The sequence below is a fragment of the Patulibacter sp. SYSU D01012 genome (assembly GCF_017916475.1).
Taxonomy (GTDB): Bacteria; Actinomycetota; Thermoleophilia; order Solirubrobacterales; family Solirubrobacteraceae; genus Patulibacter.
The window spans coordinates 763,509-788,848 of record NZ_JAFMTB010000002.1; the positions used below are offsets into that span (position 1 = coordinate 763,509).

The window sequence follows — 25,340 nt, forward strand, 5'->3', positions numbered from 1 at the left end:
GGTCGCCACGGGGCGAATACCCCGATTCGGGCTGGGTACGCGCCCCGCAACGGATGACGACGTCGTTCGACGCAGCACATCGATCCCACGGGGCGACGGAGGGCGGGTACGGTCCGCGGGTCGGCGGACCGTGTCCACGTCCGCCGGCGTTCCCTCGTCCCCTCACCCAAGGACCCCTTCCGTGAGCACCAGCCCACTGCTACGCAAGAAGACGATCGAGGCGTCGCTGGAGGACGCCGACAGCGCCGAGCACGGCCTGCAGAAGGAGATGTCGGCGACGCAGCTCACGCTGTTCGGCGTCGGCGTGATCATCGGCACCGGCATCTTCGTGCTGACGGGCGTGGCCGCCGCCGAGAAGGCCGGCCCCGCCGCGCCGCTGTCGTTCATCGTCGCGGCGATCGCCTGCGGCCTGGCGGCCCTCTGCTACGCCGAGTTCGCCTCGACGGTCCCGGTCGCCGGCTCGTCGTACACCTACTCCTACACCGCCCTGGGCGAGATCTTCGCCTGGATCATCGGCTGGGACCTCGTCCTCGAGTTCGCCTTCGGCGCCGCCACCGTGGCGAAGGGCTGGTCCGGCTACTTCACGACCCTGCTCGGCGACATCGGGATCCACCTGCCGGACTCCATAGCCGGCAGCGACGCCGGCTTCAACGTCCCCGCGGTGGTCATCGTCGGCGTCGTCTGCCTGGTCCTCATCCGCGGCATCCGCCAGAGCCTGACGTTGAACACCGTCGTGGTGATCATCAAGCTCGCCGTGATCGCCCTCGTCATCGGCCTGGGCATCGCCTACATCAACGCCGACAACTGGTCGCCCTTCATTCCGAAGTCGCAGCCCGGGACCGCGGCGACGGGCCTGGACGAGAAGCCGCTGATCCAGGAGATCCTGGGGCAGCCCACGAGCGCGTTCGGCGTGCCGGGCATCTTCTTCGGCGCCTCGCTCGTGTTCTTCGCCTTCATCGGCTTCGACATCGTCGCGAGCGCGGCCGAGGAGACGAAGCGCCCGCAGCGCGACCTGCCCCGCGGCATCCTCGGCTCGCTGCTGATCTGCACCGTCCTGTACGTCGCGGTCAGCCTGGTCGTGACCGGCATGGTGCCGTACACGAAGCTCGGCGTGGACGCCCCGCTGGCCTACGCGTTCGGCGAGAACGGGGTCGACTGGGCGTCGACGGTGATCTCGATCGGGGCCCTGGCCGGCCTGACGTCGACCGTGATGATCCTGATGTACGGCCAGAGCCGCATGTTCTTCGCGATGGGTCGCGACGGCCTGCTGCCGCCGTGGCTCTCGAAGGTCCACCCGCGGTACAAGACGCCGTACCGGATCACCGTCGTCACCGGCGTCGTCGTCGCGCTCCTGGCGGCCCTCCTGCCGCTGAAGGTGCTCGGCGAGGCGACGAACATCGGCACGCTCTTCGCGTTCGTCCTCGTGTCGATCGCGGTCCTGGTGCTCCGGCGGACGAAGCCCGACCTGCACCGCTCGTTCCGCACGCCGCTGGTCCCGCTCGTGCCGATCGCGTCGGTCCTGTGCTGCCTGTGGCTCATGCTCAACCTGCCGGTCGGCACGTGGCTGCGGCTCGTGGTCTGGATGGCCATCGGCATGGTCGTCTACTTCGGCTACGCGCGGAAGCACTCCCGCCTGGCGCGCGAGACGCCGGCGGGCGTCGCCGCAGACTGACCGCCGCCGGACCGGGACGGCCTTCGCGCCGTCCCGGCCCTCCTCCCCCGCCGGCCCCGGCGGGCGCCCGGTCCCTGACGGACAGCGCGCCCGCCGGGGCCGGCGTCGTCTCGGCGCGACGACGCGACGGCGTTGCGGCGTTGCGGCGCGACGGCGCGGCCGCGGCGAGGCGGTCTGGCGCCGCGCAGCTGGCGTGGCGTGGCGGTCCGGCGCTGCGCGTGCGGCGCGGCACGGCCGCGCGGCCGGCCTGGGCCGGCAGCACGGCTCGCGCGGTCCGGCGCGCACCGCCGGCGTCGCCCGGTCCGGCGCGTCACCGCCGGCGCTTCCGGCCCGTGCGAGACGCCGGCGGACATCCGCAGGAGCCGCGTGCGTCCGACGTCTCGAGATGCCTCGGGTCGGCGCGGCGCCGCCGGAAGACGTGGCCGGTGGGGCCAGAGGCCCGTCGACGACGGCGGCGCGGGCCGTTGTGCGGCCGGGGAACGCCGGACGGCGGCGCGCCGACGAAGGCCGGGCGGGCGGACCTAGCGGTGCAGGGCGGCCGCGTGGTCGAGCACGACCGCGGCGTCGGACGTCGTCGCCGCGGCGAGGACGAGGAAGAGGCCGAGCAGCGCGGCGTAGAGCAGCAGCTTCTCGGGCCGGGCGAGCGGCGAGGAGCTGCGGCGGCGCACGGGGCGCGAGCCGCTGCGGCGCGCGACCTGCGTGCCGGGACGGCGGGAGCGCTCGCGAGCGCGGCGCTCGCGCTCCAGGCGCTCCTGGTCGGCGCGACTCGTCGCGGCGAACGGCGAGTCCTCGATCCAGCCGTACTCGGCGGGCTCGGGGCGGCGCTGACGGGCCCGACGCTGCTGCGCGGCCGCGCGGGCCGCCGCGGCGCGGCGACGGCGCGCGGCGTCAGAGCTGTACTCGTGCCGGGATGGGACGTCCTCGGAGCGCCGCCGTCGCGTCTCGCGATGACGGTACTCCTGTGCGTCAGCCCACCACGGTTGGTCGCGTTCGATCGCCATTCAACTGGTGCTCGGGGATGCGCCGGCGAGGAACGACCGGACTCGCGCTGCGCGCTCCCGACCGTGGCCGGGGCGTCCCGTCGTTCGTTCCCGCTCCCGGTCGCCGGCGGCATGGCGCTCCGGGGTCGGCGTTGGTCGCACCATAGCAGCGATCCCCCCGTGCGCAACCCCCTTCCCCACCGGATTCGTCCGTATTGCGGGGACTTCTCGCTCCGGTGTGGGCCCCACCACCCTGCCCCGCCGACGGGTGGTGTGGGTGGTGTGCGGACGGCGGGTCGCCGGGGCGGAGCCGGTCAGCGCGACCGCCCGCGACCGAAGTTCATCGTCTCGGGCGCGACCTGCCGGAACCCGGCCGGGCGGACGACCTCGCCCCCGCCGGCCCCACCGCCGCGGCGCGGGCCGCCGGGCGGAGGCGCAGCGCCGCCGCCGACCGCGACGAGCCCCTGTCCCTGCTGCCGCTCGCGCCAGGCCTCGAGCTCCTCGGGCGAGAGGCGGTGCAGGCGCGTGACCTCGGCGGCCGCCTGACGCGTCGCGGTCGGGACGGCCTCGTCGAGCGCGCGCAGGGACCGCACGACGACGTTGATCTGGCCGCCCGCGGCCGGGTGGCGCTCGAGCCTGCCCTCCGCGACGACGAGCGGCTCCGTCCGCACCGCCAGGCGGTCGCGGGCGTAGACGGGCGGCGGGATGACGAGGTTGACCGTGCCGTGCTCGTCCTCGAGCAGCAGGAAGACGACGCCCTTCGCGCTGCCCGGCCGCTGCCGGGCGAGCACGAGGCCGCCCACGCGCACGGACGTGCCGTGCCGCAGCCGCCCCAGGTCACCGCTCGAGGCCATCCGCCGCTCGCGCAGCTGGGGCCGCAGCAGCTCGAGCGGGTGCACCCCCGCCGTCAGCGCCGTCGTGTCGTAGTCCGCGATGAGCCGCTCCCACGCGTTCATCGGCGCCAGGTCGGGGGCGGCGGCCGTCTCGAGCGCCAGCGCGAGCTGGGTCCCCGCGGCCACCCGCCGGCCCGGCGCGACGGTCCCGACCCGCCACAGCGCCGCGCGCCGCCGCCGCGACGCGGGCACGCCCTCCTCGGCCGCCAGGCCGTCGCACGCCCCGGACCACGCCAGGCGCTCGAGCGACGGCAGGCCGCTGCCCGTCCGGGCCGCGAGGTCGGCGAGCGAGCGCCACGGGCCGTTCGCCTCGCGCTCCGTCACGAGCGCGGCGACCTCGTCCGCCCGCACGCCCTTCACGTACCCCAGGCCGATCCGCACCGCCCCGTCGGCGTCCACGGTGCAGACGTCGCGGCTCAGGCGCACGTCGGGCGGCAGGACCGTCACGCCGCGCCGCTGCGCCTCGTGGATCAGCGCGTCGGGCGGGTAGAACCCCATCGGCTGCTCGTCCAGGAGCGAGCACAGGAACTCGGGCCCGTAGTGCACGCGCAGCCACGCGGACTGGTAGGCCAGCAGGCCGAACGCCGCGCCGTGGGCCTTGGGGAAGCCGAAGCCCGAGAAGCCGCGGATCATCTCCCACACTTGCAGCGCCCGCTCGGGCGTGACGTCGCGGTGCGTCTCGACCGCGCCGCGCACGAACGCCTCGCGGTGCGCCTCGATCGCCTCCTGCGAGCGCTTGCGGCTCATCGCGCGCCGCAGCCCCTCCGCCTGACCGGCGGTGAAGCCGGCGAACGCCATCGCCACGTCGATGACCTGGTCCTGGAAGATGATCGTGCCGAGCGTCTCGCGCAGCACCGGCTCGAGCGACGGGTGCGGGTACGGCGGCCGGTAGGCCGGGTTCTGCCGCTGGCGCTGGCGCCGCTCGATGTACGGGTTGACCGCGCCGCCCTGGATCGGCCCCGGCCGGACGATCGCCACCTGGATCGTCAGGTCGTCGAGCGTCTCGGGCCGCGTGCGCAGGAGCGAGCCCATCTGCGCGCGGCTCTCGATCTGGAAGACGCCGGTCGTCTCGGCGCGCTGGATCGTCCCGAACGTCTCGGGGTCGTCGAGCGGGATGCGCGACAGGTCGACCTGCTCGCCGCGGCGGTCCGAGATCAGCTCGACGCAGCGCTCGACGCTCGAGAGCATCCCCAGACCGAGCAGGTCGATCTTGAGGAACCCGGCGTCCGAGCAGGAGTCCTTGTCCCACATGACCATCTGCCGGCCCTCCATCGCGGCGGGCACGACGGCGCAGCAGTCGATGAGCGGGCGGGTGGCCACGACCATGCCGCCCGAGTGCTGGGAGAGGTGCCGCGGCAGGCCGTGGGCCAGGCTGGAGAGCCGCGCGAGCCACTCCCAGCGGCTGCGCGGCGGCGGGCCGTCGAGGCGCTCGGCCCACGCCTCCCCCACCGGCGCGTCGCGGGTGTCGAGGACCCCGAACCCCGGCATCCCCGCCGCCACGCCGCCCCGCATCGGGAACGGCTCGCCCCCGTCGCCGCGCTGCGCCGCCCGCTCGTCCCGGCGGGAGGGGTGGCCGGGATCGCCGGGATGCGTCCGGGGGTACGGCTCGTCGTCCTCGGGCCGACGGCCGACGTCGCCGAGCGCCATCGCGATGTCGTCCGCCACCCCGTGCCCCGACCACCCCTCCGACGCGCGGGCGACGCGCTCGAGCTCGGCGGCCGGCAGGCCCAGCGCCGCGCCGATCTCGCGGATCGCGCCGCGGGCGCGGTACGTCGGGAACGCCGCCACCAGCGCGGCCCGGTCGGTGCCGTAGCGCTCGTGCACGCGCGGGATGAGCGCCGCGCGCACGTCGCGGGGGAAGTCCAGGTCGATGTCGGGCACGCCCGAGACGTCGTCGTTGAGGAAGCGCCCGAGCGACAGACCCGCCTCGAGCGGATCGACGTGCGAGAGCCCCGTCAGGTAGCAGACGATCGAGGAGACGGAGGACCCGCGGCCGCGGCCGGGCGGCAGCACCGCCCGCGCGACGGACGGGCCGCGGACCTCGTGCGCGACCTCGCGGGCGAGCTCGAGGATCTCGTGGTGCAGGAGGAAGAAGCCGGGCAGATCGAGCCGGCCGATGAGCGCGAGCTCCTCCTTCAGGCGCGCCCGCGCGCGCCGCCGCAGCCGGTGGCCGTGCGGGTAGCGCTCCTCGAGCGCGCGCTCGCAGACCGCGGCGAGCTCGGCCCCCGCCTCGGCGTTCTCCGCCCCGGGGTAGTGGTAGCCCAGGTCCTGGGTCAGGTCGAAGCGCAGCCGGTCCGCCAGCCGCACCGTCTCCGCCACCGCCTCGGGGTGGTCGGCCAGGCGCGCGACCATCGCCGCCGGCGTCGTCAGCGCGTGGCTGTGGTTGCCGCGCCGCAGCGGCTCGGAGGCGTCGAGCGTCGTGTGGCGGCGGATCGCCACGAGGGCGTCCTGCAGCATCGCCCGCTCGCGGGAGTGCGCGTGGACGTCGCCCGTCGCGACGCAGCGCAGGCCGAGCGAGCGCGCCAGCCGCTCGCGCCGTCGCCCCCGCTCGCGGTCGCCGCGCAGGTACCGACGCTGCAGCTCGACGTACAGGTCCTCCGGGCCGAACGCGTCGCGCAGCACCCGCAGCGTCGCCTCCTCCTCCACCCCGTGGTCGGCGCAGCCGCTCAGGCAGACGAGCCCCTCGTGGTGGTGGCAGACGTCGGCGACGGTCACCCACGGCGCGGTGCGCACCCGCCGGGGGTGGTCGCGGGTGTGGGCGTGCGCCCGGGTGAGGATGCGGCACAGGTTCGACCAGCCGCGCGCGTCCCGCACGAGCAGCGTGAGGTGACGGAAGCGCCCCCCGTCGAGCGCCGCGTCCGCCGCCGGCAGGATCACCCCGCCGGGATCGACGCGCACCGTCACCTCGGCCCCGTGGATCGCCCGGATGCCGTGGGCGGCCGCGGCGTGCGCGAACTCCATCGCGCCCGAGACGCCGTCGTGGTCCGTGAGCGCGAGCGACTCGTGCCCCTGGCGGGCCGCGGCGAGCGCCAGCTCCTCGGGCAGCGACGCGCCGTCGAGGAACGAGTAGGCCGAGTGGCAGTGGAGCTCGACGTAGGGCGGACGGGGCGACATCCCGAACACATGTTCGCATCGCCGACGGACGGGATCGAGGGCCGCGCAAGGCCCCCTGCAAACCGGGGCGTTCCGCGCCTCATCGCGCCGCGAGGCAGTCCGTGCGGCTCTCCCAGAGGCCGCCCGGCGGCCGGCTGCGCGCGCCCACCAGCCGCGCGGTCGACCGGATCTCCTGGTCCTTCAGACCGAGCTTCAAGCCCAGACCGAGCTCGGCGTCCACCCCGTCCGTCGCCTCGGCCGTGCGGTACTCGCGCTCGTCGACCCAGCCGTCGTCGACCGCCCACCGCCCGAGCCGCCGCGCGGCCGCGGCCGCCTCGCCCGGACGCCCGGCCGTCAGCCCCCGGACCATCCCCTCGACCTCCTCCCGGACCGTCGGCCGGGTCAGGTCGACGCGGAGCGCGAGCTCGCGGGCACGCGTGCCGTCGCGCGTCGTCAGCCGACCCGCCAGGCGCAGCTCGCGCGCCCGGCCGTCGCGTCCGAGCACGATCGTGGCCGAGGGGTCGACGCGCACGGCCCCGTCCGCCCGCAGGCGCAGCGGCCCGTCGAGCTCCGCGGCGACCGAGCCGGGCAGCGCGACGGTCACCGTCGTCTCGCCCGTCCGGCGGTCCCGCGCCCCCTCGCCGTGCAGGCCGGCGAACGCCGTCCCGGCCAGGTCGAGCCCCAGCGGCCCGGAGATCTCGCCCGTGACGGTGCCGTCCACGCCGACCCGCACCCGCTCGACGTCCGGCGCCCGCACCGCCCGCCGCGCCGCGGCCCGCTCGGCACGTCCCTCGCCGTACGCGTCGCGCAGGCGCCGGATCAGCCCCTCGGCGGCGCGCGCGTCCGGGAACTCCCACGTCTGCCCGACCCCGCCGCGCAGGCGCCCCTCCACCCCGGCCGAGACGTCCACGCCGATGCCGCCGCCCTCGTCCCCCGCCAAGGCGCGGTCGCCGCGCGTGCGCCGCCCGAGGGACAGCCGCGCGCCGACCGACCCCCCGAGGCCCGCCTCGTTGTCCAGGTACGAGGTGACGGCGACCGAGCCGTCCGAGCGCCGCTCGACCACGAGGGTCTCGCTCCCGCCGATCCGGACGAGCAGGACGCTCACCCCCGTGTCGTGCAGGTCCTGGCGGCGGGCGACCGTGCACGGCCGCGCCAGGTGGAAGGGCGCGCACGTGTCGCCGCCCGCCACGCAGATCGCGCGCCGGATCCCGGAGTGGACCGCGTTGACGATCGACGGGGCGCCCGCGACCGCGCCCGCCACCACGAGCACGACCGCGACCACGACGACGAGCGCGACGTGCTCCACGCTGGCCTGACCCCGCTGACCGTCCCTGGACATGCCCGCAGGGTCCCCCGGCGCCCCGCGCCGGCTCCAGCGTCCGTCCGTGCCGGAAGCGCGCCGGAGCGGTGCCGGATCAGCGCGAGCGCCACCAGCGGCCGTCGACGAGGTCGCGGTGCACGACGATGGCCCGGCCCCGGGCCGTCACGACCTCCCACAGCCGCCGGCGCAGGGGGCGGTCCGTCCACCAGCGGTCCTCGAGCAGCCACGTCTCGACGACCCCCTCGACCCGCTCGCCGTCGACGCTCAGCGGGCGCCCGTCGGGCGCGGCGACCACCACCGCGGGCCGCGGCTCGCCCAGGCGGCGGACGGTGCGGGCGGTCCCGACGGCGGGAGCTCGAGCGGCAGGCGACACGAACGCATGTTCCCACGCCGGGCGGACGTCCGACGGAGTCCCGCCCCCGTCCCGGCCGACGCGCGCCGCGCGGCACGTTAACCGGCTGATTACATGCCCGGTGCCCATGGCTCGCCTCACCAAGGTCTTCACCGGACGCGACACGCGGTACTTCGAGCTCTTCGAGGAATCCGCGCAGAACGCCGTCCGGGCCGCCGAGCTGCTCGAGCGGTTCCTGCACGAGCTGCCCGACGCGCCGGAGATCGCGCGCGAGATCAGCGCGGTCGAGAGCGACTCGGACCGCATCACGCACGACATCATCAGCCACCTCAACCAGACGTTCGTCACGCCGATCGAGCGCGAGGACATCCTGGAGCTGGCGTCGGCGCTCGACGACATCCTCGACTACGTCGACGAGTGCGCGGACCTCATCCTGCTCTACAAGGTCGAGGCGCCGATGGAGCAGGCCCACGGACTGTGCTCGATCCTCGTCGAGGCGACGAAGGCCGTCGCGGCCGGCATGCCGCGCCTGCGCGACTTCGGCGACATCCGCCACTACACCGTCGAGGTCAACCGGCTGGAGAACGACGGCGACCGCCTGTCGCGCGCCGCCATCGCGGGCCTCTTCGACGGCGGCATCGACCCGATGGTCGTCATCCGCTGGAAGGACATCTTCGAGCGGCTCGAGGACGCCATCGACGCCTGCGAACGGGTGGCGAACATCCTCGAGGGCATCGTCATCAAGAACCGCTAAGTGAGACTGATGCGGGCCCCGACCGTCACTTCTCGGCTTCGTGCCGCGTCCCCCTTCGGCGCGGTGACGGCCACCCGCAGGAACGTCGTCGCCTGATCATGGCTTCCGATCTCCTCCTCGCGCTCGTCGTCGCGGCGGCGCTGGCGTTCGACTACACGAACGGGTTCCACGACACGGCGAACGTCGTCGCCACGTCGATCTCGACGCGCGCGCTGCCGCCGCGGCTGGCGATCCTGATCGCCGCCGTCCTGAACTTCATCGGCGCCTTCCTGTCGCTCAAGGTGGCCGCCACGATCGCGTCGGGGATCGTCGACTCCGGGTCGATCACCCTCCAGGTGGTCTTCGCCGGCCTCGTCGGCGCGATCGTCTGGAACCTGCTGACCTGGTGGTTCGGCCTGCCGTCCAGCTCGTCCCACGCCCTGATCGGCGGCGTCGTCGGCGCGATGCTCGTCGCCAGCGGCCCCGACGCGATCATGGGCGAAGGCCTGCTCGGCAAGGTCGTCGTCCCCGCCCTCGTCGCCCCGATCCTGGCGTTCGCCGTCGCGGGCGTCTCGATCCTGCTCGTCTACCGGATCGCCGGGCGGCTCAGTCCCGGGCCGGCGACCCGCGGCTTCCGCCTGGGACAGATCGTCACCGGCTCGATGCTCGCGCTCGCCCACGGCACGAACGACGCGCAGAAGACGATGGGCATCATCACCCTGGCCCTCGTCGCGCACGGCTCGCTGAACGCCGTCGACCCGCAGGTGCCGCTCTGGGTCGTGATCTCGTCGGCGAGCGCCATCGCCCTGGGCACGTACTCCGGCGGCTGGCGGATCATCCGGACGATGGGCTCGAAGATCATCAAGATGGACGCCGCCCAGGGCTTCACCGCCCAAGGCTCCGGCGCCGCCGTGATCCTCGCCGCCACGCACGTCGGGTTCCCGCTCTCGACGACGCACGTCATCTCGGGCGGCGTCGTCGGCGCCGGCGCCGCCAAGCGCCTGTCCGCGGTGAAGTGGGGCGTCGCCGGCAACATGGCCGTCGCGTGGGTCCTGACGATCCCCGCGGCCGGCCTGACCGGCGCGGTGGCCTACGGCCTGTCCGCCCTCGTCGGCGGCGGGACGGTCGGTCCGCTCGTCGTGCTCGCCGTCATCGTCGTCGGCACGATCGTCGCGCTGCGCGCGCGCAGCACCCCGCCGCCGCTCGCCGAGGAGGCCGCCGCGTGAGCCCGGTCCTCGCCGAGGCGAGCAACGCCACCGGCTCCGAGATCTGGCTGCGGATCCTCGAGGTCGTCCTCTTCGGGTCCGTCGCCGGCGTCGGGCTGAGCGTCGCCTTCGCCTTCGCGCTGCGCGGCGTCGTCGCCGCCAACCAGGCGCGCCGCACCGGTGACATGGGCGGCTGGGTGCGCAACGCCGCCCTCGGGCTCGTGGCGGGCCTCGTCTGCGTCGGCGCGATCGTCTTCGCGTTCGTCGAGATCCTCGCGGGCTGACCCCTACGGCTCGAACGGCGTGAGCGCCATCCGGCGCTCCGCCACCCGCGAGTCCGGATCGACGGCCACCACCCGCAACGCCCCGTCGGGACCCGCGACCTCGCGCACCTGCCGCACGGCCTCCCGCAGCCGCGCGTGCCGGATCGCCGCGTCCTCCTCGAGCAGCGGCCGGTCGGCGGGGACGGGCGCGCCGAAGCCGTCGACCCGCAGCGCCAGCCGCTCGGCCGGCGACGGCAGCAGGTCCAGGCGCGCGCCGAGCGCCAGGCGGATGCGGTCCGGATCGCTCATCGCCTCGCGCAGCACGACGCGGTCCTGCCACGTGCCCCGCTCGACGAGCCGCGCCTGCAGCAGCAGCGACCGCAGCGGCCGGTGGGCGCGCGCCGGGTCGGCCAGGACCCGGTCGATCAGCAGCCCGAGCGCGTGCGTCAGCTGCGGGCCGGACGCCGCCTCGGGCAGCAGCAGGTCCGCCTCGATGCGGCCCCCGGCGTCGCGGGGCCGCAGCGGCGCCTCCTCGCCCCGCAGCAGCTCCTGCGCCAGCCGGCCGAGGCGCCCGAAGCGCTCCCCCACCGTGCCGGGCGGCAGTGCGGCGAGCTCGCCGAGCGTCGCGACCCCGAGCCGCTCGAGCGGCCCCACCAGCGGCGCCAGGTCGGCGCGCAGCGCCAGCACGGACACCGGCTCGCCCGCCAGCAGCCCCAGCCCCTCGCCGGGCGGCAGGACGACGGGCCGCCGCACCCGCGCGCGGCCCGCCGCCACCCGGGCGAGGAAGCGGCTCGGCGCGGCCCCGATCCGCACCGGCATGCCCAGCGCCTGACGGACCGCCCGGACGATGCCGTCGAGCGACCCGCCGTGCAGCCGCCGCAGCCCGGCGGCCAGGAACCACGCCGTGCCCGGATCCCCCTCCACGGCGCGCCCGCCGGGGCCCAGCGGCGGCGCCGTCTCGACCGCCGCGCCGATGCCCTCGAGCCGCGCGACGAGCGCGTCCCACCGCGCCTGCACCGCCACCGGGTCCGGCGGCAGCAGGCGCAGGCGCGGGCAGCGCGCGAGCGCCTCGCCGAGCGGCAGCCCGCGCCGCACCCCCGCGGCCTCGGCCGCCGGCGACACCTCGCCGATCACCGGCGTGCGCCCCGCCTCGGGCGCCAGGGCCACGGGCTCCGTCAGCAGCTCGCGCCGGCCGTCCGCCGCGACGGCGAGGGAGAAGCGCGCGAGGTGGACGCAGACGACGGACGACACGAACGCATGTTCGCACGACCGGCGGACGGCCCCTGCGGGCAGCGCCTACCCTCGGAGGATGCCCGCGGCCGCCCCCGACCTCCGCATCCGCCCGTACGCGCCGGGCGACGCCGACGCCCTCTGGCGGATCCTCCACGCGGTCTTCGCGACGGGCGAGACGTACGCGTACCCGCCCGACCTCCCGCGCGAGGAGGCCCTGACGGGCTGGACGGCGCCGCCGGCCCGGGCGTGGGTCGCCGAGCGCGACGGGGCCGTCGTCGGATCGTCCCGCGTGATGCCGAACCAGCCGGGGCAGGGCGCGCACGTCGCGAACGGGTCGTTCGTCGTCGACCCGGCGGCCGCGGGCGGCGGGATCGGCCGGGCGCTCGGCGTCCACGCCCTCCGCGCGGCGGCCGAGCTCGGCTACCGGGCGATGCAGTTCAACCTCGTCGTCAGCACGAACCGCCGCGCGATCGCCCTGTGGGAGTCGCTCGGCTTCGCGACCGTCGGCCGGCTGCCGGGGGCGTTCCGGCTGCGCGGCGAGGAGGAGGTCGACGCGCTCGTGATGTACCGCCGGCTCGACGCCCCCGCCCCCGGCGGCGCCGCGTGAGCGCGGCGCCGGACGGGCCGGTGCCCGCGGCGCCCGCGCCGGGCGAGCGGCGGCGCACGGTCCTCATGGACTTCGACGGGGTGCTCGTCCGCGACGACTCGCTCGGCGCGTTCCTGCGCCACCACGTCCTGCGGGCGCCGTGGCGGATCCCCGGCGTGCTCGTGGCCTCGTACGCCGCCGCCCCGCTCCTCGGCCCGCCGACGCTGCGGCCCCACGGGCTGCGGCTCATCGTGCGCTCGCTCCTGGCGGGCTGGGACCTGGAGGCGTTCGAGACCCGCGCCGCCGCGTTCGGCGCCCAGCTCGCCGTCCGCGACGGCGCGCTCCTCACCGGGGGCCTGGCGGCCGCGCGCTTCCACCTGGACCGCGGCGACCGCCTCGTCGTCGTGACCGGCAGCGCCGGCCCGCTCGCCCGCGCCGTCCTGGACGCCGCCGGCCTGGAGCGCGCCGAGCTCGTGGCCTCGCGGATCGGCGCGCGCCGCGGCGGTCTGGCGCTCGACCTGCACAACTACGGCCCGGCGAAGGTCGTCCAGCTCGCCGAAGCGGGCATCGCGCCGCCGTGGGACATGGCCTACAGCGACTCCCTCGCCGACCTGCCGATGCTCGCCGGCGCCCGCCGGCCCGTGCTCGTCGGCGGGGGCGCGCGCACGCTGGCCCGCGCCCGCGAGGCGCTCGGGCCGGCGGTCGTGCAGGTCCACTGGCGCTGACCGCCGCGCCGCTCACCCCGGCCGACCGCGCGCCCCGGCGGCGACGCGGCACCCCGTGCCCCCCCCCGGCCGGGACGGCCTCAGCGGCGGAACAGGTCGCCCATCCGCACCGCCAGGGACAGGTCGCCCTCGAGGTCGAGCCGGCCGTCGAGGAGCGCCGCCCCGGCGTCGAGGCGGCCGCTGACGAGCCGGAGCAGGTCGACGGACGCCAGCCGCAGGACGAGCGTCGGCTCGCGCGACGGCCCCCGCCGCGCGGCCGAGCGGACCGGACCGGCCTCGACCGTCCACGCGCGCACGCGCCCGTCCGCGTCGAGCAGGTCGAACTGCAGCTCGCCGCGGAACTCTCCCGCGTGCGCCGCGGGCCGCAGCGCCCGCGCCATGCCGCGGAAGACGACCCGCAGCGCCGGCTCGCTCGCGACCGTGCGGCGCACGAGCACCGGACCGCCGCGATCCAGGAGCGCGCCGAGCGCCTCGCCGCTGCGCCGCCGCAGCAGGCCGCCGAGCGCCTGCGCCGCGCTGGCCCGCGCCGCGGCGCTGCTGGTCCCCGCGGCCGCCGGGTCCACGCCCGCGCCCGCCTCCACCGCACCCGACACGGTCCCCAGGCCGACCACGGGCGGCGGGGCGTCGTCGGGCACCGCGTCCTCGCGCGCGAGCACGACGGTCTCGGGCGCCGCGGGCGCAGGGCGTCGCCGCCGGAGCGCGGCGACCAGCGCGGCGTCCTCGGCGACGACCGCGTCCTCGTCGTCCTCGTCGGCGCCCAGGCGCGGCAGCACGTCGCGCCCGAGCCGCTCGAGCGACGCCCGCACCGCCGCGGCCGGCAGCGCCCCGAGCGGCGGGACCAGGACGACCTCGTCGACGCCCGCGTCGCGGTAGCGCTCGAGGAGGGCGAGCACGCCATCGGGGTCGCCGACGGCGCCCCGGACGCTGCCTCCCACGCGCAGCGCCAGCGGCGCGCCGGCCGCGGCCCGCACCGGCGCCGGGTCGTAGCCGGCGGCGGTGCGCCGCCGCGCGAACTCGTCCGCCGCGCTCGTGCGGCCGGGCCGGTGGGCGCCGAAGCGGCCGAAGTGGTCGGTCAGGTAGCGGTGCAGGTGGACCGCGTCGAGCCCCTCGTCGAGCGCCGACGCCGCGTCCGCGCCCACGTGGACGGGCACGCAGACCGCCACGCCCGTCTCGATCGCGGCGCCGACGGGCTGCGCGGCGTCGGAGCGCTGCAGCCGGGCGTGCTCGCGCGCCCACTCCCCCGCCTCCTCGGGCTCCACGCCGGCCCGGACGAGGGCTCCGAGCCCGGCAAGCGCGGCGGTGCGCACGTCGTCCGGCCGGTCGCAGGCCCACCAGATGCCGGGGTGCGGCCGTTGCGCCGGACGCGGCACGACCTGGCGCACCGGCAGGCCGTCCGGGTCCTCCGCGCCCGCGAAGGGCTCCTCGGCGACCAGGCGCGCCGTCCGCTCGGCGACGGTGAGCGCGGCGCCGGCCGCGTCGGCGCGCGGGATGCGGAACGGGCCCAGCTCGATCGCCGCGGCGGGCACCGCGAACGCGAGGGCCACGCGGCCGCCGGAGAAGGCGTCGAGCGCCGCGACCGCCGCGGCCGTGCGGGCCGGGTGCTGGACGAGCGGGTGGGCGGGCAGCGGGCCCAGGCCGAGGCCCAGGCGGCGCGTGCGCGCCGCGATCGCGCCGAGCAGCGCCTCGGGCGGCCCGCCGTGGTGCAGCTCCTCCTGGAAGTGCCGCTCGGGCACCCACACCCGCCCGACCCCGAGCCCCTCCGCGCGGACGGCCAGGTCGACGAGCTCGCGCAGGCGCCGGCCGTCGGCGCCGGGCGTCCACGGTCGCGGGTGGATCGCCTCCAGCAGCAGCCCGACGCGCATCGCCCGCGGACGCTAGTCGTCCATGGCCGCCGGGTCGTGACCGTCCCGTGACCGCCGCAGCCGCCGCTGCGCGACCCGCTCGGCGTGGAACGCCCGGGCGGCGGCGGCGAGCTGCTCCAGCATCGCGTCGACGGCCGGGGACCGCCACGCACGCGCGTCCGTGGCGGCGACCACGCGGCGGAACGGCGGCCGCTCCAGGTCGCGGACGACGACGTCGTCGCGCAGCGTCACGAGCGACATCTCGGGCGCGAGGGCCACCCCGACGCCGGCGGCGACGAAGCCCTGGATCGCCAGGTAGTCGTCGCTCTCGAACGCCATCTGCGGCTCGAACCCGGCCTTGCGGCAGGCGCGCTCGAAGATCGCCTCGTCCGGCACGTAGTCGCGGCGGCCGAGGATCCACGCCTCGTCGCGCAGCTCCTCCAGGCGGATGCGGCGGCGCTCGGCCAGCTCGTGGCCGGCCGGCAGCATGACGTACATCCGGTCGTCGAGCAGGTGCCGGCGCACGAACGGGTCCTCGTCGGGCGCCAGCCCCGCCCAGCCGCCCTCGGCGCCCTCCTCGGGGTCCTCCACGAGCAGCGCCAGGTCGCAGTCGCCGGCCTCGAGCGCGCTGCGCCCGTCGGGCACCTCGAGCGGCTCGAGCGTCAGGTCGACGCCCGGGTGCTGGGAGCGGAAGCGGGCGATGGCGGGCGGCAGCAGCGTCGCCGCCGCGGTGGGGAACGCGACCATCCGCAGCGCGCCCGCCTCGCCGCCGCGGAGCAGCGCCAGCTCGGCCTCGGCGTCGGCGATGCGGGCGAGGATCGCGTCGGCGTGGCGCAGCAGGACGTCGCCGGCGACCGTCGGCCGGACCCCGCGGTGGCGGTCGAGCAGCGGCAGCGCCACCTCGCGCTCGAGCGCCGCGATCTGCTGGGAGACGGCGGACTGCGTATAGCCGAGCTCGTCGGCGGCGGCGGAGAAGGACCCCCGCCGGGCGACCTCGCGGAGCACGCGCAGACGGCGGGCGTCGAGCATCAGACGATCTTATCGGGGCGATGAAGGACTGTCGTTGTACTAATCGTGTGGCGCGCGCAACCATCACTGACGTGGCATCCGTACGTCGTTCTCTCCGTCTTCCATCCGCGCGCCTCGTGCTCGTCGCCGCCGTCGCCACCGTGTGGATCGTCTGGGGCTCGACGTTCCTCGGCATCCGGGTCATGGTCGAGACGATCCCGCCGATGGTCGGGTCGGGCGTGCGCTTCCTGCTCGGCGGCGCGCTCCTCGTCCTGCTGGTGATGAAGACCGCCGGCCCGCGCGCCTACCGCCTGACGGCGGAGCAGTGGCGCGGCAGCGCCGCCCTCGGCCTGCTGCTGGTCGCCGGCGGCGTCGGGCTGTTCGCGATCGCCGAGCACGGCGGTCTGCCGTCGTCGCTGGCGGCGCTCATCGCGTCGTCCGAGGCCGCGCTCGTCCTCGCGCTGCGCGTCGTCGCGGGCCGCGAGCGGATCTCCTCCGCCACGGCCTTCGGCGTCGGCGTGGGCGCCGTCGGCGTGATCCTGCTGCTGCTGCCCGGCAGCCGGCCGGAGGGCATCCCGATGTGGACGGCGCTGGTCGGCGTCGCCGGCTCGATCACCTGGGCGTCGGGCACGTACCTGGGCTCGCGCCTGCAGACGGCCCCGAGCCTGCTGGTCAACGTCTCGATCCAGATGCTGGCCGGTGGCCTGGTGCTCCTCACCGTCGGGCTGCTCGTCGGCGAGCAGGTGCACCCGGGCGCCTTCTCGACCCGCTCGCTCGTGGCGCTCGGCAGCCTCGTCGTCGCCTCGGTCGCGGTCTACGTCGCCTACGGCTGGCTCATCCGCAACGCCTCGCTGTCCCTCGTCACCACCCAGGCGTACGTCAACCCCGTCGTCGCGGTGGCCCTGGGCGTCCTCGTCGCGAACGAGACGCTGGGCGGCACCGCCGCGATCGGCATGGCGATCACCCTGGTCGCCGTCGCGCTGACGCTGCGCGCCGAGCGCCACGGCGCCGGGCACGCCGGCGAGGAGGACGTCGAGCTGGCGGCGCCCGCGGCGCAGCGCACGGGCGGGATGCCGGCCGTCGGCGTCGCCGACACCGGCCCCATGCCGGCGGTCGCGATGCACGACACGGGCGCCTTCGCCCGCCCCGCCCTGACGGACACGGGCACGTTCGCCCGGCCCGGCGCGTCCGACACCGGGACCATCCCGGCGGTCGGCGAGCACCGCCACCGCTAGCCGCGGCGGTCCGGCCGGCGCCGCCGGTGGCCGCTCCTGCCCGCCCGGCCGGGCGGCAGGGCGTCGCCCCGGCGGCCGCCCGGCGCGGACGCGCCCAGACGTAGACGACCCCCGCGCGAGCGGGGGTCGTCCGTAGCAGGCCGGTAAGCCGGATTCTGTCGTTGCGCAGCCATCCATCTGTGCGACCTACCTGGACCTCGACGGGCCGCCTGCAAGCGGTCCTGCTCGGTCTTGCACCGGGTGGGGTTTACCTGGCCGCCGCGTCGCCGCGACGCCGGTGCGCTCTTACCGCACCATTTCAACCTTGCCTGTGCGCCGGGCGGGGATCGCTCCCCGTCCGCCGCCATCGGCGGTGTCTTTTCTGTGGCACTTTCCCGCGGGTTTCCCCGGGTCGGCCTCCCGACCACCCTGCCCTGCGGTGTCCGGACTTTCCTCGAGCGGGTCGAGCCCGCCCGCGGCTGCGTGGCCTGCCCCCAGAAGGTACTGGGCGGAGCGGGCCGCCCGCGGCCCGGCCCGCCGGCGCCGACGCGCCCCGACCGGTCAGCGGGGAGCGCCGGCGCGGCGGCCGCGGCCGCGCGTCGGTCGTCCGCCCGGCCCGCGATCGGCGCGGCCCGGGCGGACGGCGGCGCTCAGGCCACCTTCCGCAGGACCCCCACGACCTTGCCGAGCACGCGCGCCTCCCGCGAGCGGATCGGCTCCATGTCGGGGTTCTCCGGCTGCAGCCGGATGTGGTCGCTCTCGCGGAAGAAGCGCTTGACCGTGGCGTCCTCGCCCACCAGGGCGACCACGATCTCGCCGTCGCGCGCCGTGTCCTGACGCCGGACGACGACGAGGTCGCCGGCGAGGATGCCCGCGCCGATCATCGACTCGCCGCGGATGCGCAGCAGGTACTCGCCGTCCTCGCCGCCCGCGATCTCGGGGACGGGGACGTGCTCCTCGACGTGCTCCTCGGCCAGGATCGGCGGGCCGGCCGCGACCTGGCCGAGCAGCGGCAGGCGCCGCGTCTGCCCGACGGCGTCGCGCAGGTCGTCGACCGCCTGCTCCATGCCGCGGCCGATCAGCTCGATCGCCCGCGGCTTGGAGGGATCGCGGCGCAGCACGCCGAGCTTCTCCAGGTTGGCCAGGTGGGCGTGGACCGTGGACGAGCTGGCGAGCCCGACCGCCTTGCCGATGTCGCGCACCGTCGGGGGATACCCGTTGCTGCTGGTGTAGCGACCGATGAAGTCGAAGATCTCTTGCTGGCGCTTGGTCAGGTCCATGGGGCCCGGGTGATCGAACGTGCGTTCGCCGGACCCTATCGGGACGGGCGGCGGACGTGCAACCACGTCGCCCGCGGCTCGGACGACGGTCCAGCCCGGCCCCGTCCCGGCCGCGCCGCGCCGGGAACGACGAAGGCCCCGGTCTCCCGGGGCCCTCGCTCTTCCATGCGCCAGAGAGGACTCGAACCTCCACGGGGTTATCCCCCACAAGGCCCTCAACCTTGCGCGTCTACCAATTCCGCCACTGGCGCTCTGCGGACGCAGGAGTTTAGACGGATCGTCGGAAAGCTGCGTTCTCCCCCGCGGCCCCGGCGGCGCGGGTCTTCGCGCCCTCAGCGGCGCAGCGGCGCGGCCTGGCGGAGCGCGTCGGTCGTCGCCGCGAAGCGCACCCGGCCGTCGTCGCCGGAGACGAACACGCGCCCGCCCACGACCGCCACGCCGTAGCGGCAGCGCGTCGGCAGCACGGCCGGCTCGGCGGCCGCCGAGCCGGTGCCGCCGGCGCGCACCGGCGTGCGGTCCAGGCGTCCGGAGAGGAGCCCGCAGACGAGGAGCAGCCGCCCGCCGTCGGCCGCGGCCAGGCCGAGCGGCGCGCGGCGGACCGGGCTGCGCACCGCGCCGAGCCGCGGCTGCTCGGCGCGACCCAGCCGCTCCGCGTCGGCCCCGCCGGCCCGGTCGGCGATCCAGACGGCGCCGCCGCGTCCGCGGGCCACGGCCGTCGGGTCGTGCCAGCCGCGGGATCGCCGACGCGGGGTCTGGCTGGCCGCGCGGCGCGTCGAGACCGTCACCACGCGGCCCTTCACGCGCGCGGACGGCCCGGGCGGCAGCACGCGGCCGCCGTCGCCGAGCGCCATCACGAGCCGGCCGCCCCGCGACGCGAGCAGCCCCCCGCCGACCCGCCGCAGGCCCACCTTCGGCCCGCGCCAGACGAGTCGCGGGGCGGGCAGCGAGACCTCGGCGACGACGAGTCGCCGGTCCCGCCGACGCACGTACGAGGCGAAGACGCGGCCGTCGTCGCCGACGGCGATGCCGCGGACGCCGAGCGCGGCGCCCGGACGCACGTCCAGGTCGGCCAGCACGGTCGAGGCGCCCAGCCGGCGGCCGGTCACGGGGGCGCGGCGGATCACGCCCGTGCCGCGCTCGGTCCACAGGAGCGCCCGCCCGTCGGGCGCCGCCGTCAGCGCGGTCGCCGGGTGCCGGGGACGCTGGCCGGCCGGCGGCAGCGGCACGGCGCCGGGCGCGAGCGGCAGGGCGCCCGCGGCGGGCGGCATCGGCGGGGACGGCCCGGGGGGCGCGGGCTCCGTGGCGGACAGGACGACGGCCCCCGCGGCCGCTCCCGCGGCGGCGATCCACGCCGCCGCCGTGCGACGGGTCATGAGGGGCCGGCCCGACGCCATCCCGCCTAGCGTACGCGCCGATCCGGGCGGACGCCGCGCCGCCCGGACCGGCGTGCGGCCCGCGCCGGCCGGTAGGTTTCGGGGACGGACGGCGCCCGCCGCATCCGCCGCCGAGGACCCGCCATGAGCACTCCCACGCCCGCCGAGCTCGCCGACCGCGCCCTGGCCGCCCTGGACGGCGACGGCTGGGCGTCCGCCGTCCGGGACGTGTCCGCGACCGTCGCCCTGCCGCGCGGCGGCCAGCTGCGCAGCGCCGCGGCGGAGACGGTCGCCGTCACCCTGACCGCGTGGCGGGACGGGCACGTCGGGACCGCCACGACGACCGCCACGGACGCGGACGGCCTGGCCGCCGCGGCGGCGCGGGCCGTCCGGACCGCGGAGCGCACGGCCCGCGACGCGGACGGGCCGGGCGACGCGACGCCGCCGCCCGAGGCCGACGGCGCGCCCGCCCTCGACGCGGCCGACGCAGCGACCGCCGACGCCGACCCGGGCGTCGGGATCGACGCCCTGCTGCGCGCCCGCGACGCCGCCGACGCCCGCACCCCCGTCGCCGGCCGCTGGCACGCCGGCCTCGTGGAGCGCGCCCTCGCCGCGTCGACGGGCCTGCGCCGGCAGGAGCGCACCACGGACGCGCACCTGTGGCTGCGCGCCGGCGCGGGCGGCGTGCGCTCCGCCGTCGTCGCGGAGAGCGCCCGGTCGGCCGCCGCGCTCGACGCCGCGGCCCTGGTGCGCCGCGCGCTGGCGCGCATCCCCGGGGGCGACTGGCACGACCCCACCCCGGGCGAGCAGACCATCGTCCTGACCCCCCAGGCGGTGGCGACGGTGCTCGACGCCGCCGCGGCGCTCGTCCTCGACGGCCTGGCCGCCGCCGACGGCCGCACCCGCGCCGCGGGGCGGATCGGCACGCGCGTCGCGGCCGACGCCGTCACGCTCGTCGACGACCCGACGCACGCGGGCACCCTGCCCCACGCCTTCGACGCGTCGGGGGCCGCGAAGCGCCCGCTCGAGCTGATCGAGGGCGGCACGCTGCGCAGCCTGGTCCACGACGGTCGCTCGCAGGCGACCACCGGGCACGCCACCGCCCCGGGCGGCGGCGCCGAGGGGCCCCGGCCGACGAACCTGGTGCTCGCCCCGGGCGACGCCGCGAGCGTCGAGGCGCTGATCGCCGGCGTGGACGTCGGGCTGCTCGTGCCGTCGATCGAGGCGCTGCGGCCGATCAACGCCGAGCTCGGCCTGGCCTACGGCCTGGCGCCGGACGGCGCGTCGCGGATCGAGGACGGCCGCGTCGTCGGCGCCGCCGGCTCCGTCCCGCTGCTCGTGTCGCCGCTCGACGTCCTGGACGGCGTCGACGCCCTCACGGCCGCGCAGACCCTGGTCGGCGCGCCGACGCTCGGCGGCCGCCGCGTGGGCCACGGCGTCCTGGCCCCCGGCCTGCGGACGCGCAGCGGCATCACCGTGACGGACTGACCCCGGCGGCCCCGGCGACGGGGCCCCGAGAACGCGAACGGCCGCGCGGGGCGCGGCCGTGAGGGGCGTGCGGCGGGCCGGTGCGACCGGCCCGGGGCTAGATCTTGATGAGGACGATCGTGTTCACGACGAACACGATGCAGAAGAAGATCGTCCAGCGGTTCAGGTTGCGCTCCGTGTTGGAGCCGCCGCCGAGCGGGCCGGTGCCCGAGCCGACGCCGAAGGCGCCCGAGAGGCCGGCGTCCTTGCCCGAGTGCATGAGGATCAGGGCGATGAGCAGGATCGCCACGAAGATCTGCAGGACCGAGAGGACGACCTCCATGCGGCGAAGCCTAGCGGGCCGGGCGGGCGTCGGGCGCCGCGGCCGGCGCGGGGGCCGCATCCGGGGCCGTCGCGGGGCCGCCGAGCGCCTCGAGCTCGTCGAGGATCGCCACCGCCTCGGCCCGCAGGCGCCGGTCGGCGGCCCGCCAGTCCGCGGGCGACAGCTTGCCGGTGTCGCGGTCCAGCTCGGCGTCGCGGATCTCGCGGTACTTCGCCACGCGCGCGGCCTCGAGGTCGACGCGGCGCAGGTCCTCGACCTCGGCGCGGCGCTCGACGTGGCCGGGCCACAGCGGCTGCGAGAGCAGGACGAGGCAGACGCCGAAGACGAGCAGGATCAGGAGCGGCGCGGCGACGCTCATGCGGACGTCCCCTCGTGCGCGCTCGCGGCGGTGACCTGCGGCTCGCCGACGCCGGGCTGGGGCCGGCGGACGTCGCGGGCCACGCGGGCGGCCTGCTTGGCCCGGACGCGCCGGGCCTGCAGGTCGCCCCCCGGCCAGAGCGCCAGGAGCGAGCCGAGCCCCATGATGAGCGCGCCGATCCAGATCCACGTGACGAGCGGCGAGACGATGACCTGGAAGGTGACGGGCGACGGGCGCTGGGCGTAGAGCTGCGCCAGGCGCACCGCCAGCACCGGGCCGCGGGCGTACGGCGCGGTCGTGCCCTCGAGCTGCTTGTCGAGCGCCTCGAGCGCGCCGGCGAGGGCGTCGCCGTCGGGCTGCATCGCCACCCACAGGTCGCGCGTCACGCCGGCGTCGAGGGCCACCTCGGTCGCGGCCTCGCCCATGAAGAAGCGGCTGACCGGGCCGTACTGCGGGTCGAGCGACGGGAAGTACTCGCGCGTCGGGTGGATCGTCTCGATCCGCTTGCCGTCGCGGTACACGCCGACCGTCGCGCCCAGGACGATCTTCTGCAGGCGCTGCTTGCCGTCGACCTTGTAGTCGCCGATCGCGCCCTCGTAGCGCAGCTCGTAGCCGCCGGCGCGGATCCGCTCGCCGACGGTCGCGTGCACGCGGTGCGTGTCCTTGAACGCCGAGCTGGCGGCGACCGCCACGACGAGCAGGGCGAAGCCGCCGTGCACGAGGTAGCCGCCGTAGCGCCGGCGGTTGCGGCCGACGAGGCGCGGCAGGGCCAGCGCGACGGACTCGCCGTGGGCCGTGCGGCGTGCGCGCACGCCGCGGACGAGCTCCTGGCCGACCGCGCCCAGGACGAAGCCGCCCAGCAGCACGGCGAGCACGACGTCCAGGCGTCCGCCCGCGCCGAGCAGGAGCGCCGCGACGGTCGCCACGACCGCGACGGCCAGCGGCGCGCGGACCTGACGCCAGGCGTGGGCCGCGGTCGTGCGCCGCCAGGCGGCGAGCGGCCCGACGCCCATCAGCAGGGTGAGCAGCAGCGCGAGCGGCCCGACGAAGCGGCCCCACCAGACGGTCTCGAGCGGCCGCTGCTCGCCCGTGAGCAGCTCGCCGAGCAGCGGGAAGAACGTGCCCCACAGGATCACGAGGACCAGGCCGACGAGCACGACGTTGCCGGCCAGGAACAGCGCCTCGCGCGAGAGCAGCGAGTCGATGCGGTGCTCCGAGCGCAGCATCCCGCGCCGCCACGTCACCAGGCCGATGGCGCCGGCGACCATGACGGCCAGCAGCAGCAGGAACTGCGCGCCGACGGTCGAGGAGCCGAAGGCGTGGATCGACGAGAGGATCCCCGAGCGGACGATGAACGTGCCGAGCACGCACAGGATGCCGGTCGCGAGGATCAGCGACACGTTCCAGGTGCGCAGCATGCCGCGCTTCTCCTGGATCATCACGGAGTGCAGGAACGCGGTGCCGAGGATCCACGGCATGAGCGACGCGTTCTCGACGGCGTCCCAGCCCCAGTAGCCGCCCCAGCCGAGCTCGGCGTAGCTCCAGCGCGAGCCGAGGACGATGCCGATGCCGAGCAGCAGCCACGCCGCGAGCGTGTAGCGGCGCGTCTGCCGGATCCAGTCCGAGCCGACGTGCCCGGCGATCAGCGCGGCCACCGCGAACGCGAACGGCACCGCGAACAGCGTGTACCCCGCGTAGAGCATCGGCGGGTGGATCATCATGCTCGGGTACTGCAGGAGCGGGTTGAGCCCCTCCCCCTCGACCGGCACGGGCGAGCTGACCGCGAACGGCGACGTCCAGAACGTGAGCAGCAGCAGGAAGAACGCGCCGAGCGCCAGCAGGACGGCCTGCGCCCACGGGACGACGTCGCCCATCCGGCGGCCGGAGCGCCACAGGACGAGCGAGCTCCAGAGGGAGAGCAGCCAGACCCACAGCAGCAGCGAGCCCTCCTGCGAGGACCACGGCGCGGCGATCCGGTAGAAGAGCGGCGTCGTCGACGAGGAGTGGCTCGCGACGACGTCGAAGCGCAGGTCGGTCCGGACGAAGGCGATCTCGACGAGGACGAACGCGGCGGTCGTGAGCGCGGCGACCAGGTAGACGGCGCGGCGGCCGGAGACGACCCAGGCGTCGCCGTCCAGGACGGCGCCCGGGTCGCGGTCGGCCGCGCGGGCGGCGACCTGCCGTCGGCGCGCGCCGACGACGCTGGCGACCGCTCCGTAGGCGCCGACGAGCAGCGCCAGGACGATCAGGCCGCGGCCGAGCAGCTCCACGGGGACCTACTGCCCGCTGACGACGTTGTCGTCCGCGTCCCGCCACTCCATCTTCTGACCGCCCTTGCCGTCGTCGAACTTCGACGGGCACTTCGTGATCAGCGAGTCCGGCTGGCCCGTGAAGACGGCGCCCGTCTTCTGGACCGTGACGATGACCTCGCGGCCCTCGCGGAACGGATCGGGCACCTGGCCCGTGTAGGTGACCGGCACGGACGCGCTGCCGGTGCGGTCCTTCACGCGGAAGGTGATCGTCTCGCCCTTGCGCGCGAACGAGCCCTTCACGACCACGCCGGTCAGGCGGTACTTCGTGCCGGCCTGGGCGCCCGCGAGCTGGCTGGGCTGCCGCGCCTCGGCCGACCCCGCGAAGCTCGTGTAGAGCAGGGCGCCGGCGAGCGCGATCGCGGCAACGATCGCGAAGGTGAGCCGCAGCTTCCGCGTCATCGCCCTCCAGTATTGCGAGAACGGCCCGTCGACCGAGCCACCCCGCCCCCGCGCCGCGCGTCGCCCGCGGATCGGCATGCGCGACCGCGGGTAGGATCGGCCGCGATGACGCTGATCCGGCGACTCGCGGGGCTCGGGGTCCTGCTGCTCATGCTGCTCGGCGGCCTGTTCATGTGGCTCGGCAACCCGTACCTGTGGATCCGGGTGACCGCGGCGCGCGCCGACTCGCAGGGCCTGACGATGGGCCAGGCGCTGTTCATCATCGTCGCGATCGCGATCACCGGCGCGGTGATGGTCAAGGTGCTCGCGGTGCTCAACGCGCTCTACGCGCGCACCCAGGGCGGCTCGGACGAGGTCAGCGTGCGGATGCCGTGGAACCAGTCCCTGCGCGACGGCCGGACGACCGGCCGCCAGACCTCGGCGCTGGACGTCGTGATGGTGCTCTCCGTCACCGCCGCGCTCGTCGCCTTCGCGGTCTGGTTCTTCTTCTTCGCGCACTACGGGTAGGCGCGGAACGCACGACGCCCCGGCCGCGGGCCGGGGCATCGATGAGGAGCGGCAGACGAGGCTCGAACTCGCGACCCTCAGCTTGGGAAGCTGATGCTCTACCAACTGAGCTACTGCCGCACGCCCGGCGCAGGATAGCGCGGGTCGGGCCGCGGCGTCGGCGCCGCGGCCTGGGCGCGGCC

The 25,340-nt window shown here is 76.6% G+C and carries 22 protein-coding genes, 2 tRNA genes and 1 other RNA gene; 9 read left to right on the forward strand and 16 right to left on the reverse strand.

What is annotated here, in order from left to right; genetic code table 11:
- Positions 1 to 181 precede the first annotated feature (181 nt).
- Entirely contained in the window at positions 182 to 1,672 is a 1,491-nt protein-coding gene (locus J3P29_RS13080) for an amino acid permease (protein ID WP_349239838.1), read from the forward strand.
- Between the two features lie 521 nt (positions 1,673 to 2,193).
- Here the strand turns inward: J3P29_RS13080 and J3P29_RS13085 are convergent.
- From J3P29_RS13085 to J3P29_RS13100, 4 genes are all read right to left on the reverse strand, one after another.
- Complete coding sequence (locus J3P29_RS13085) at positions 2,194 to 2,673, reverse strand: hypothetical protein (protein WP_210493912.1); 480 nt, start codon at positions 2,671 to 2,673, stop codon at positions 2,194 to 2,196.
- 293 nt (positions 2,674 to 2,966) lie between these two features.
- The gene (locus J3P29_RS13090) at positions 2,967 to 6,659 is read right to left on the reverse strand and encodes a PHP domain-containing protein (RefSeq protein ID WP_210493913.1); all 3,693 of its coding nucleotides are present in this window, start codon (positions 6,657 to 6,659) and stop codon (positions 2,967 to 2,969) included.
- 79 nt (positions 6,660 to 6,738) lie between these two features.
- Positions 6,739 to 7,977 carry a hypothetical protein gene (locus tag J3P29_RS13095; RefSeq protein WP_210493915.1) on the reverse strand — a complete coding sequence of 413 codons (1,239 nt, stop codon included), beginning with the start codon at positions 7,975 to 7,977 and terminating at the stop codon, positions 6,739 to 6,741.
- Positions 7,978 to 8,053: 76 nt separating this feature from the next.
- On the reverse strand, positions 8,054 to 8,332 hold the full coding sequence (locus J3P29_RS13100) for a hypothetical protein (protein ID WP_210493916.1): 279 nt from the start codon (positions 8,330 to 8,332) through the stop codon (positions 8,054 to 8,056).
- A 106-nt stretch (positions 8,333 to 8,438) separates the two neighbouring features.
- Between J3P29_RS13100 and J3P29_RS13105 the strand changes: the two genes are divergently transcribed.
- From J3P29_RS13105 to J3P29_RS13115, 3 genes are all read left to right on the forward strand, one after another.
- Complete coding sequence (locus tag J3P29_RS13105) at positions 8,439 to 9,065, forward strand: DUF47 family protein (RefSeq protein WP_210493917.1); 627 nt, start codon at positions 8,439 to 8,441, stop codon at positions 9,063 to 9,065.
- A gap of 98 nt (positions 9,066 to 9,163) precedes the next feature.
- A complete protein-coding gene (locus J3P29_RS13110) occupies positions 9,164 to 10,270 on the forward strand; it encodes an inorganic phosphate transporter (RefSeq protein ID WP_210493919.1) in 1,107 nt (368 codons plus the stop codon).
- On the forward strand, positions 10,267 to 10,533 hold the full coding sequence (locus J3P29_RS13115; protein ID WP_210493921.1) for a hypothetical protein: 267 nt from the start codon (positions 10,267 to 10,269) through the stop codon (positions 10,531 to 10,533). The genes J3P29_RS13110 and J3P29_RS13115 overlap by 4 nt, the downstream gene beginning before the upstream one ends.
- Before the next feature lie 3 nt (positions 10,534 to 10,536).
- Here J3P29_RS13115 and J3P29_RS13120 read toward each other — a convergent pair whose 3' ends face one another.
- Positions 10,537 to 11,763, reverse strand: a complete 1,227-nt coding sequence (locus J3P29_RS13120; protein WP_210493922.1) for a hypothetical protein — start codon at positions 11,761 to 11,763, stop codon at positions 10,537 to 10,539.
- A 58-nt stretch (positions 11,764 to 11,821) separates the two neighbouring features.
- Between J3P29_RS13120 and J3P29_RS13125 the strand changes: the two genes are divergently transcribed.
- Both J3P29_RS13125 and J3P29_RS13130 read left to right on the forward strand, forming a co-directional pair.
- Entirely contained in the window at positions 11,822 to 12,352 is a 531-nt protein-coding gene (locus J3P29_RS13125; RefSeq protein WP_210493923.1) for a GNAT family N-acetyltransferase, read from the forward strand.
- Complete coding sequence (locus tag J3P29_RS13130) at positions 12,349 to 13,056, forward strand: haloacid dehalogenase-like hydrolase (protein WP_210493924.1); 708 nt, start codon at positions 12,349 to 12,351, stop codon at positions 13,054 to 13,056. Before J3P29_RS13125 ends, J3P29_RS13130 begins: the two co-directional genes overlap by 4 nt.
- An 80-nt stretch (positions 13,057 to 13,136) precedes the next feature.
- Here the strand turns inward: J3P29_RS13130 and J3P29_RS13135 are convergent, their stop codons facing one another.
- Together J3P29_RS13135 and J3P29_RS13140 are read right to left on the reverse strand one after the other, a co-directional pair.
- Positions 13,137 to 14,918 carry an LLM class flavin-dependent oxidoreductase gene (locus J3P29_RS13135; protein WP_210493925.1) on the reverse strand — a complete coding sequence of 594 codons (1,782 nt, stop codon included), beginning with the start codon at positions 14,916 to 14,918 and terminating at the stop codon, positions 13,137 to 13,139.
- 12 nt (positions 14,919 to 14,930) lie between these two features.
- The gene (locus J3P29_RS13140) at positions 14,931 to 15,926 is read right to left on the reverse strand and encodes a LysR family transcriptional regulator (RefSeq protein ID WP_210493927.1); all 996 of its coding nucleotides are present in this window, start codon (positions 15,924 to 15,926) and stop codon (positions 14,931 to 14,933) included.
- A gap of 116 nt (positions 15,927 to 16,042) precedes the next feature.
- On the opposite strand from J3P29_RS13140, the gene J3P29_RS13145 reads away from it, so the two are divergent.
- Positions 16,043 to 17,140: an EamA family transporter gene (locus tag J3P29_RS13145; protein WP_210493928.1), complete on the forward strand. Its 1,098-nt coding sequence runs from the start codon at positions 16,043 to 16,045 to the stop codon at positions 17,138 to 17,140.
- A 128-nt stretch (positions 17,141 to 17,268) separates the two neighbouring features.
- Here the strand turns inward: J3P29_RS13145 and rnpB are convergent.
- The 4 genes from rnpB to J3P29_RS13165 all read right to left on the reverse strand — a co-directional run bounded on the left by rnpB (position 17,269) and on the right by J3P29_RS13165 (position 19,772).
- Positions 17,269 to 17,614: RNase P RNA component class A (rnpB, locus tag J3P29_RS13150), an RNA gene on the reverse strand.
- Between the two features lie 155 nt (positions 17,615 to 17,769).
- Positions 17,770 to 18,399 (reverse strand): transcriptional repressor LexA, encoded by a 630-nt coding sequence (lexA, locus tag J3P29_RS13155; protein WP_210493929.1) that lies wholly within the window; start codon positions 18,397 to 18,399, stop codon positions 17,770 to 17,772.
- A 166-nt stretch (positions 18,400 to 18,565) separates the two neighbouring features.
- Positions 18,566 to 18,650: transfer RNA gene (locus tag J3P29_RS13160), tRNA-Leu, on the reverse strand.
- Positions 18,651 to 18,731: 81 nt separating this feature from the next.
- Entirely contained in the window at positions 18,732 to 19,772 is a 1,041-nt protein-coding gene (locus J3P29_RS13165) for a hypothetical protein (protein ID WP_210493931.1), read from the reverse strand.
- A gap of 144 nt (positions 19,773 to 19,916) precedes the next feature.
- Between J3P29_RS13165 and J3P29_RS13170 the strand changes: the two genes are divergently transcribed.
- The gene (locus tag J3P29_RS13170) at positions 19,917 to 21,260 is read left to right on the forward strand and encodes a metallopeptidase TldD-related protein (protein ID WP_210493932.1); all 1,344 of its coding nucleotides are present in this window, start codon (positions 19,917 to 19,919) and stop codon (positions 21,258 to 21,260) included.
- Between the two features lie 97 nt (positions 21,261 to 21,357).
- On the opposite strand, the gene secG is transcribed toward J3P29_RS13170, so the two are convergent.
- The 4 genes from secG to J3P29_RS13190 are packed head-to-tail and all read right to left on the reverse strand — an operon-like array spanning position 21,358 to position 24,651.
- On the reverse strand, positions 21,358 to 21,582 hold the full coding sequence (gene secG, locus J3P29_RS13175) for a preprotein translocase subunit SecG (protein ID WP_210493934.1): 225 nt from the start codon (positions 21,580 to 21,582) through the stop codon (positions 21,358 to 21,360).
- 10 nt (positions 21,583 to 21,592) lie between these two features.
- The gene (locus J3P29_RS13180) at positions 21,593 to 21,940 is read right to left on the reverse strand and encodes a hypothetical protein (protein WP_210493935.1); all 348 of its coding nucleotides are present in this window, start codon (positions 21,938 to 21,940) and stop codon (positions 21,593 to 21,595) included.
- The gene (locus tag J3P29_RS13185; protein ID WP_210493936.1) at positions 21,937 to 24,210 is read right to left on the reverse strand and encodes a cytochrome c-type biogenesis CcmF C-terminal domain-containing protein; all 2,274 of its coding nucleotides are present in this window, start codon (positions 24,208 to 24,210) and stop codon (positions 21,937 to 21,939) included. The genes J3P29_RS13180 and J3P29_RS13185 overlap by 4 nt, the downstream gene beginning before the upstream one ends.
- A gap of 6 nt (positions 24,211 to 24,216) precedes the next feature.
- Positions 24,217 to 24,651 (reverse strand): cytochrome c maturation protein CcmE, encoded by a 435-nt coding sequence (locus J3P29_RS13190; protein WP_210493938.1) that lies wholly within the window; start codon positions 24,649 to 24,651, stop codon positions 24,217 to 24,219.
- 105 nt (positions 24,652 to 24,756) lie between these two features.
- On the opposite strand from J3P29_RS13190, the gene J3P29_RS13195 reads away from it, so the two are divergent.
- On the forward strand, positions 24,757 to 25,158 hold the full coding sequence (locus tag J3P29_RS13195; protein ID WP_210493939.1) for a hypothetical protein: 402 nt from the start codon (positions 24,757 to 24,759) through the stop codon (positions 25,156 to 25,158).
- A gap of 47 nt (positions 25,159 to 25,205) precedes the next feature.
- Here the strand turns inward: J3P29_RS13195 and J3P29_RS13200 are convergent.
- Positions 25,206 to 25,278 (reverse strand) — tRNA-Gly (locus tag J3P29_RS13200).
- Positions 25,279 to 25,340 lie beyond the last annotated feature (62 nt).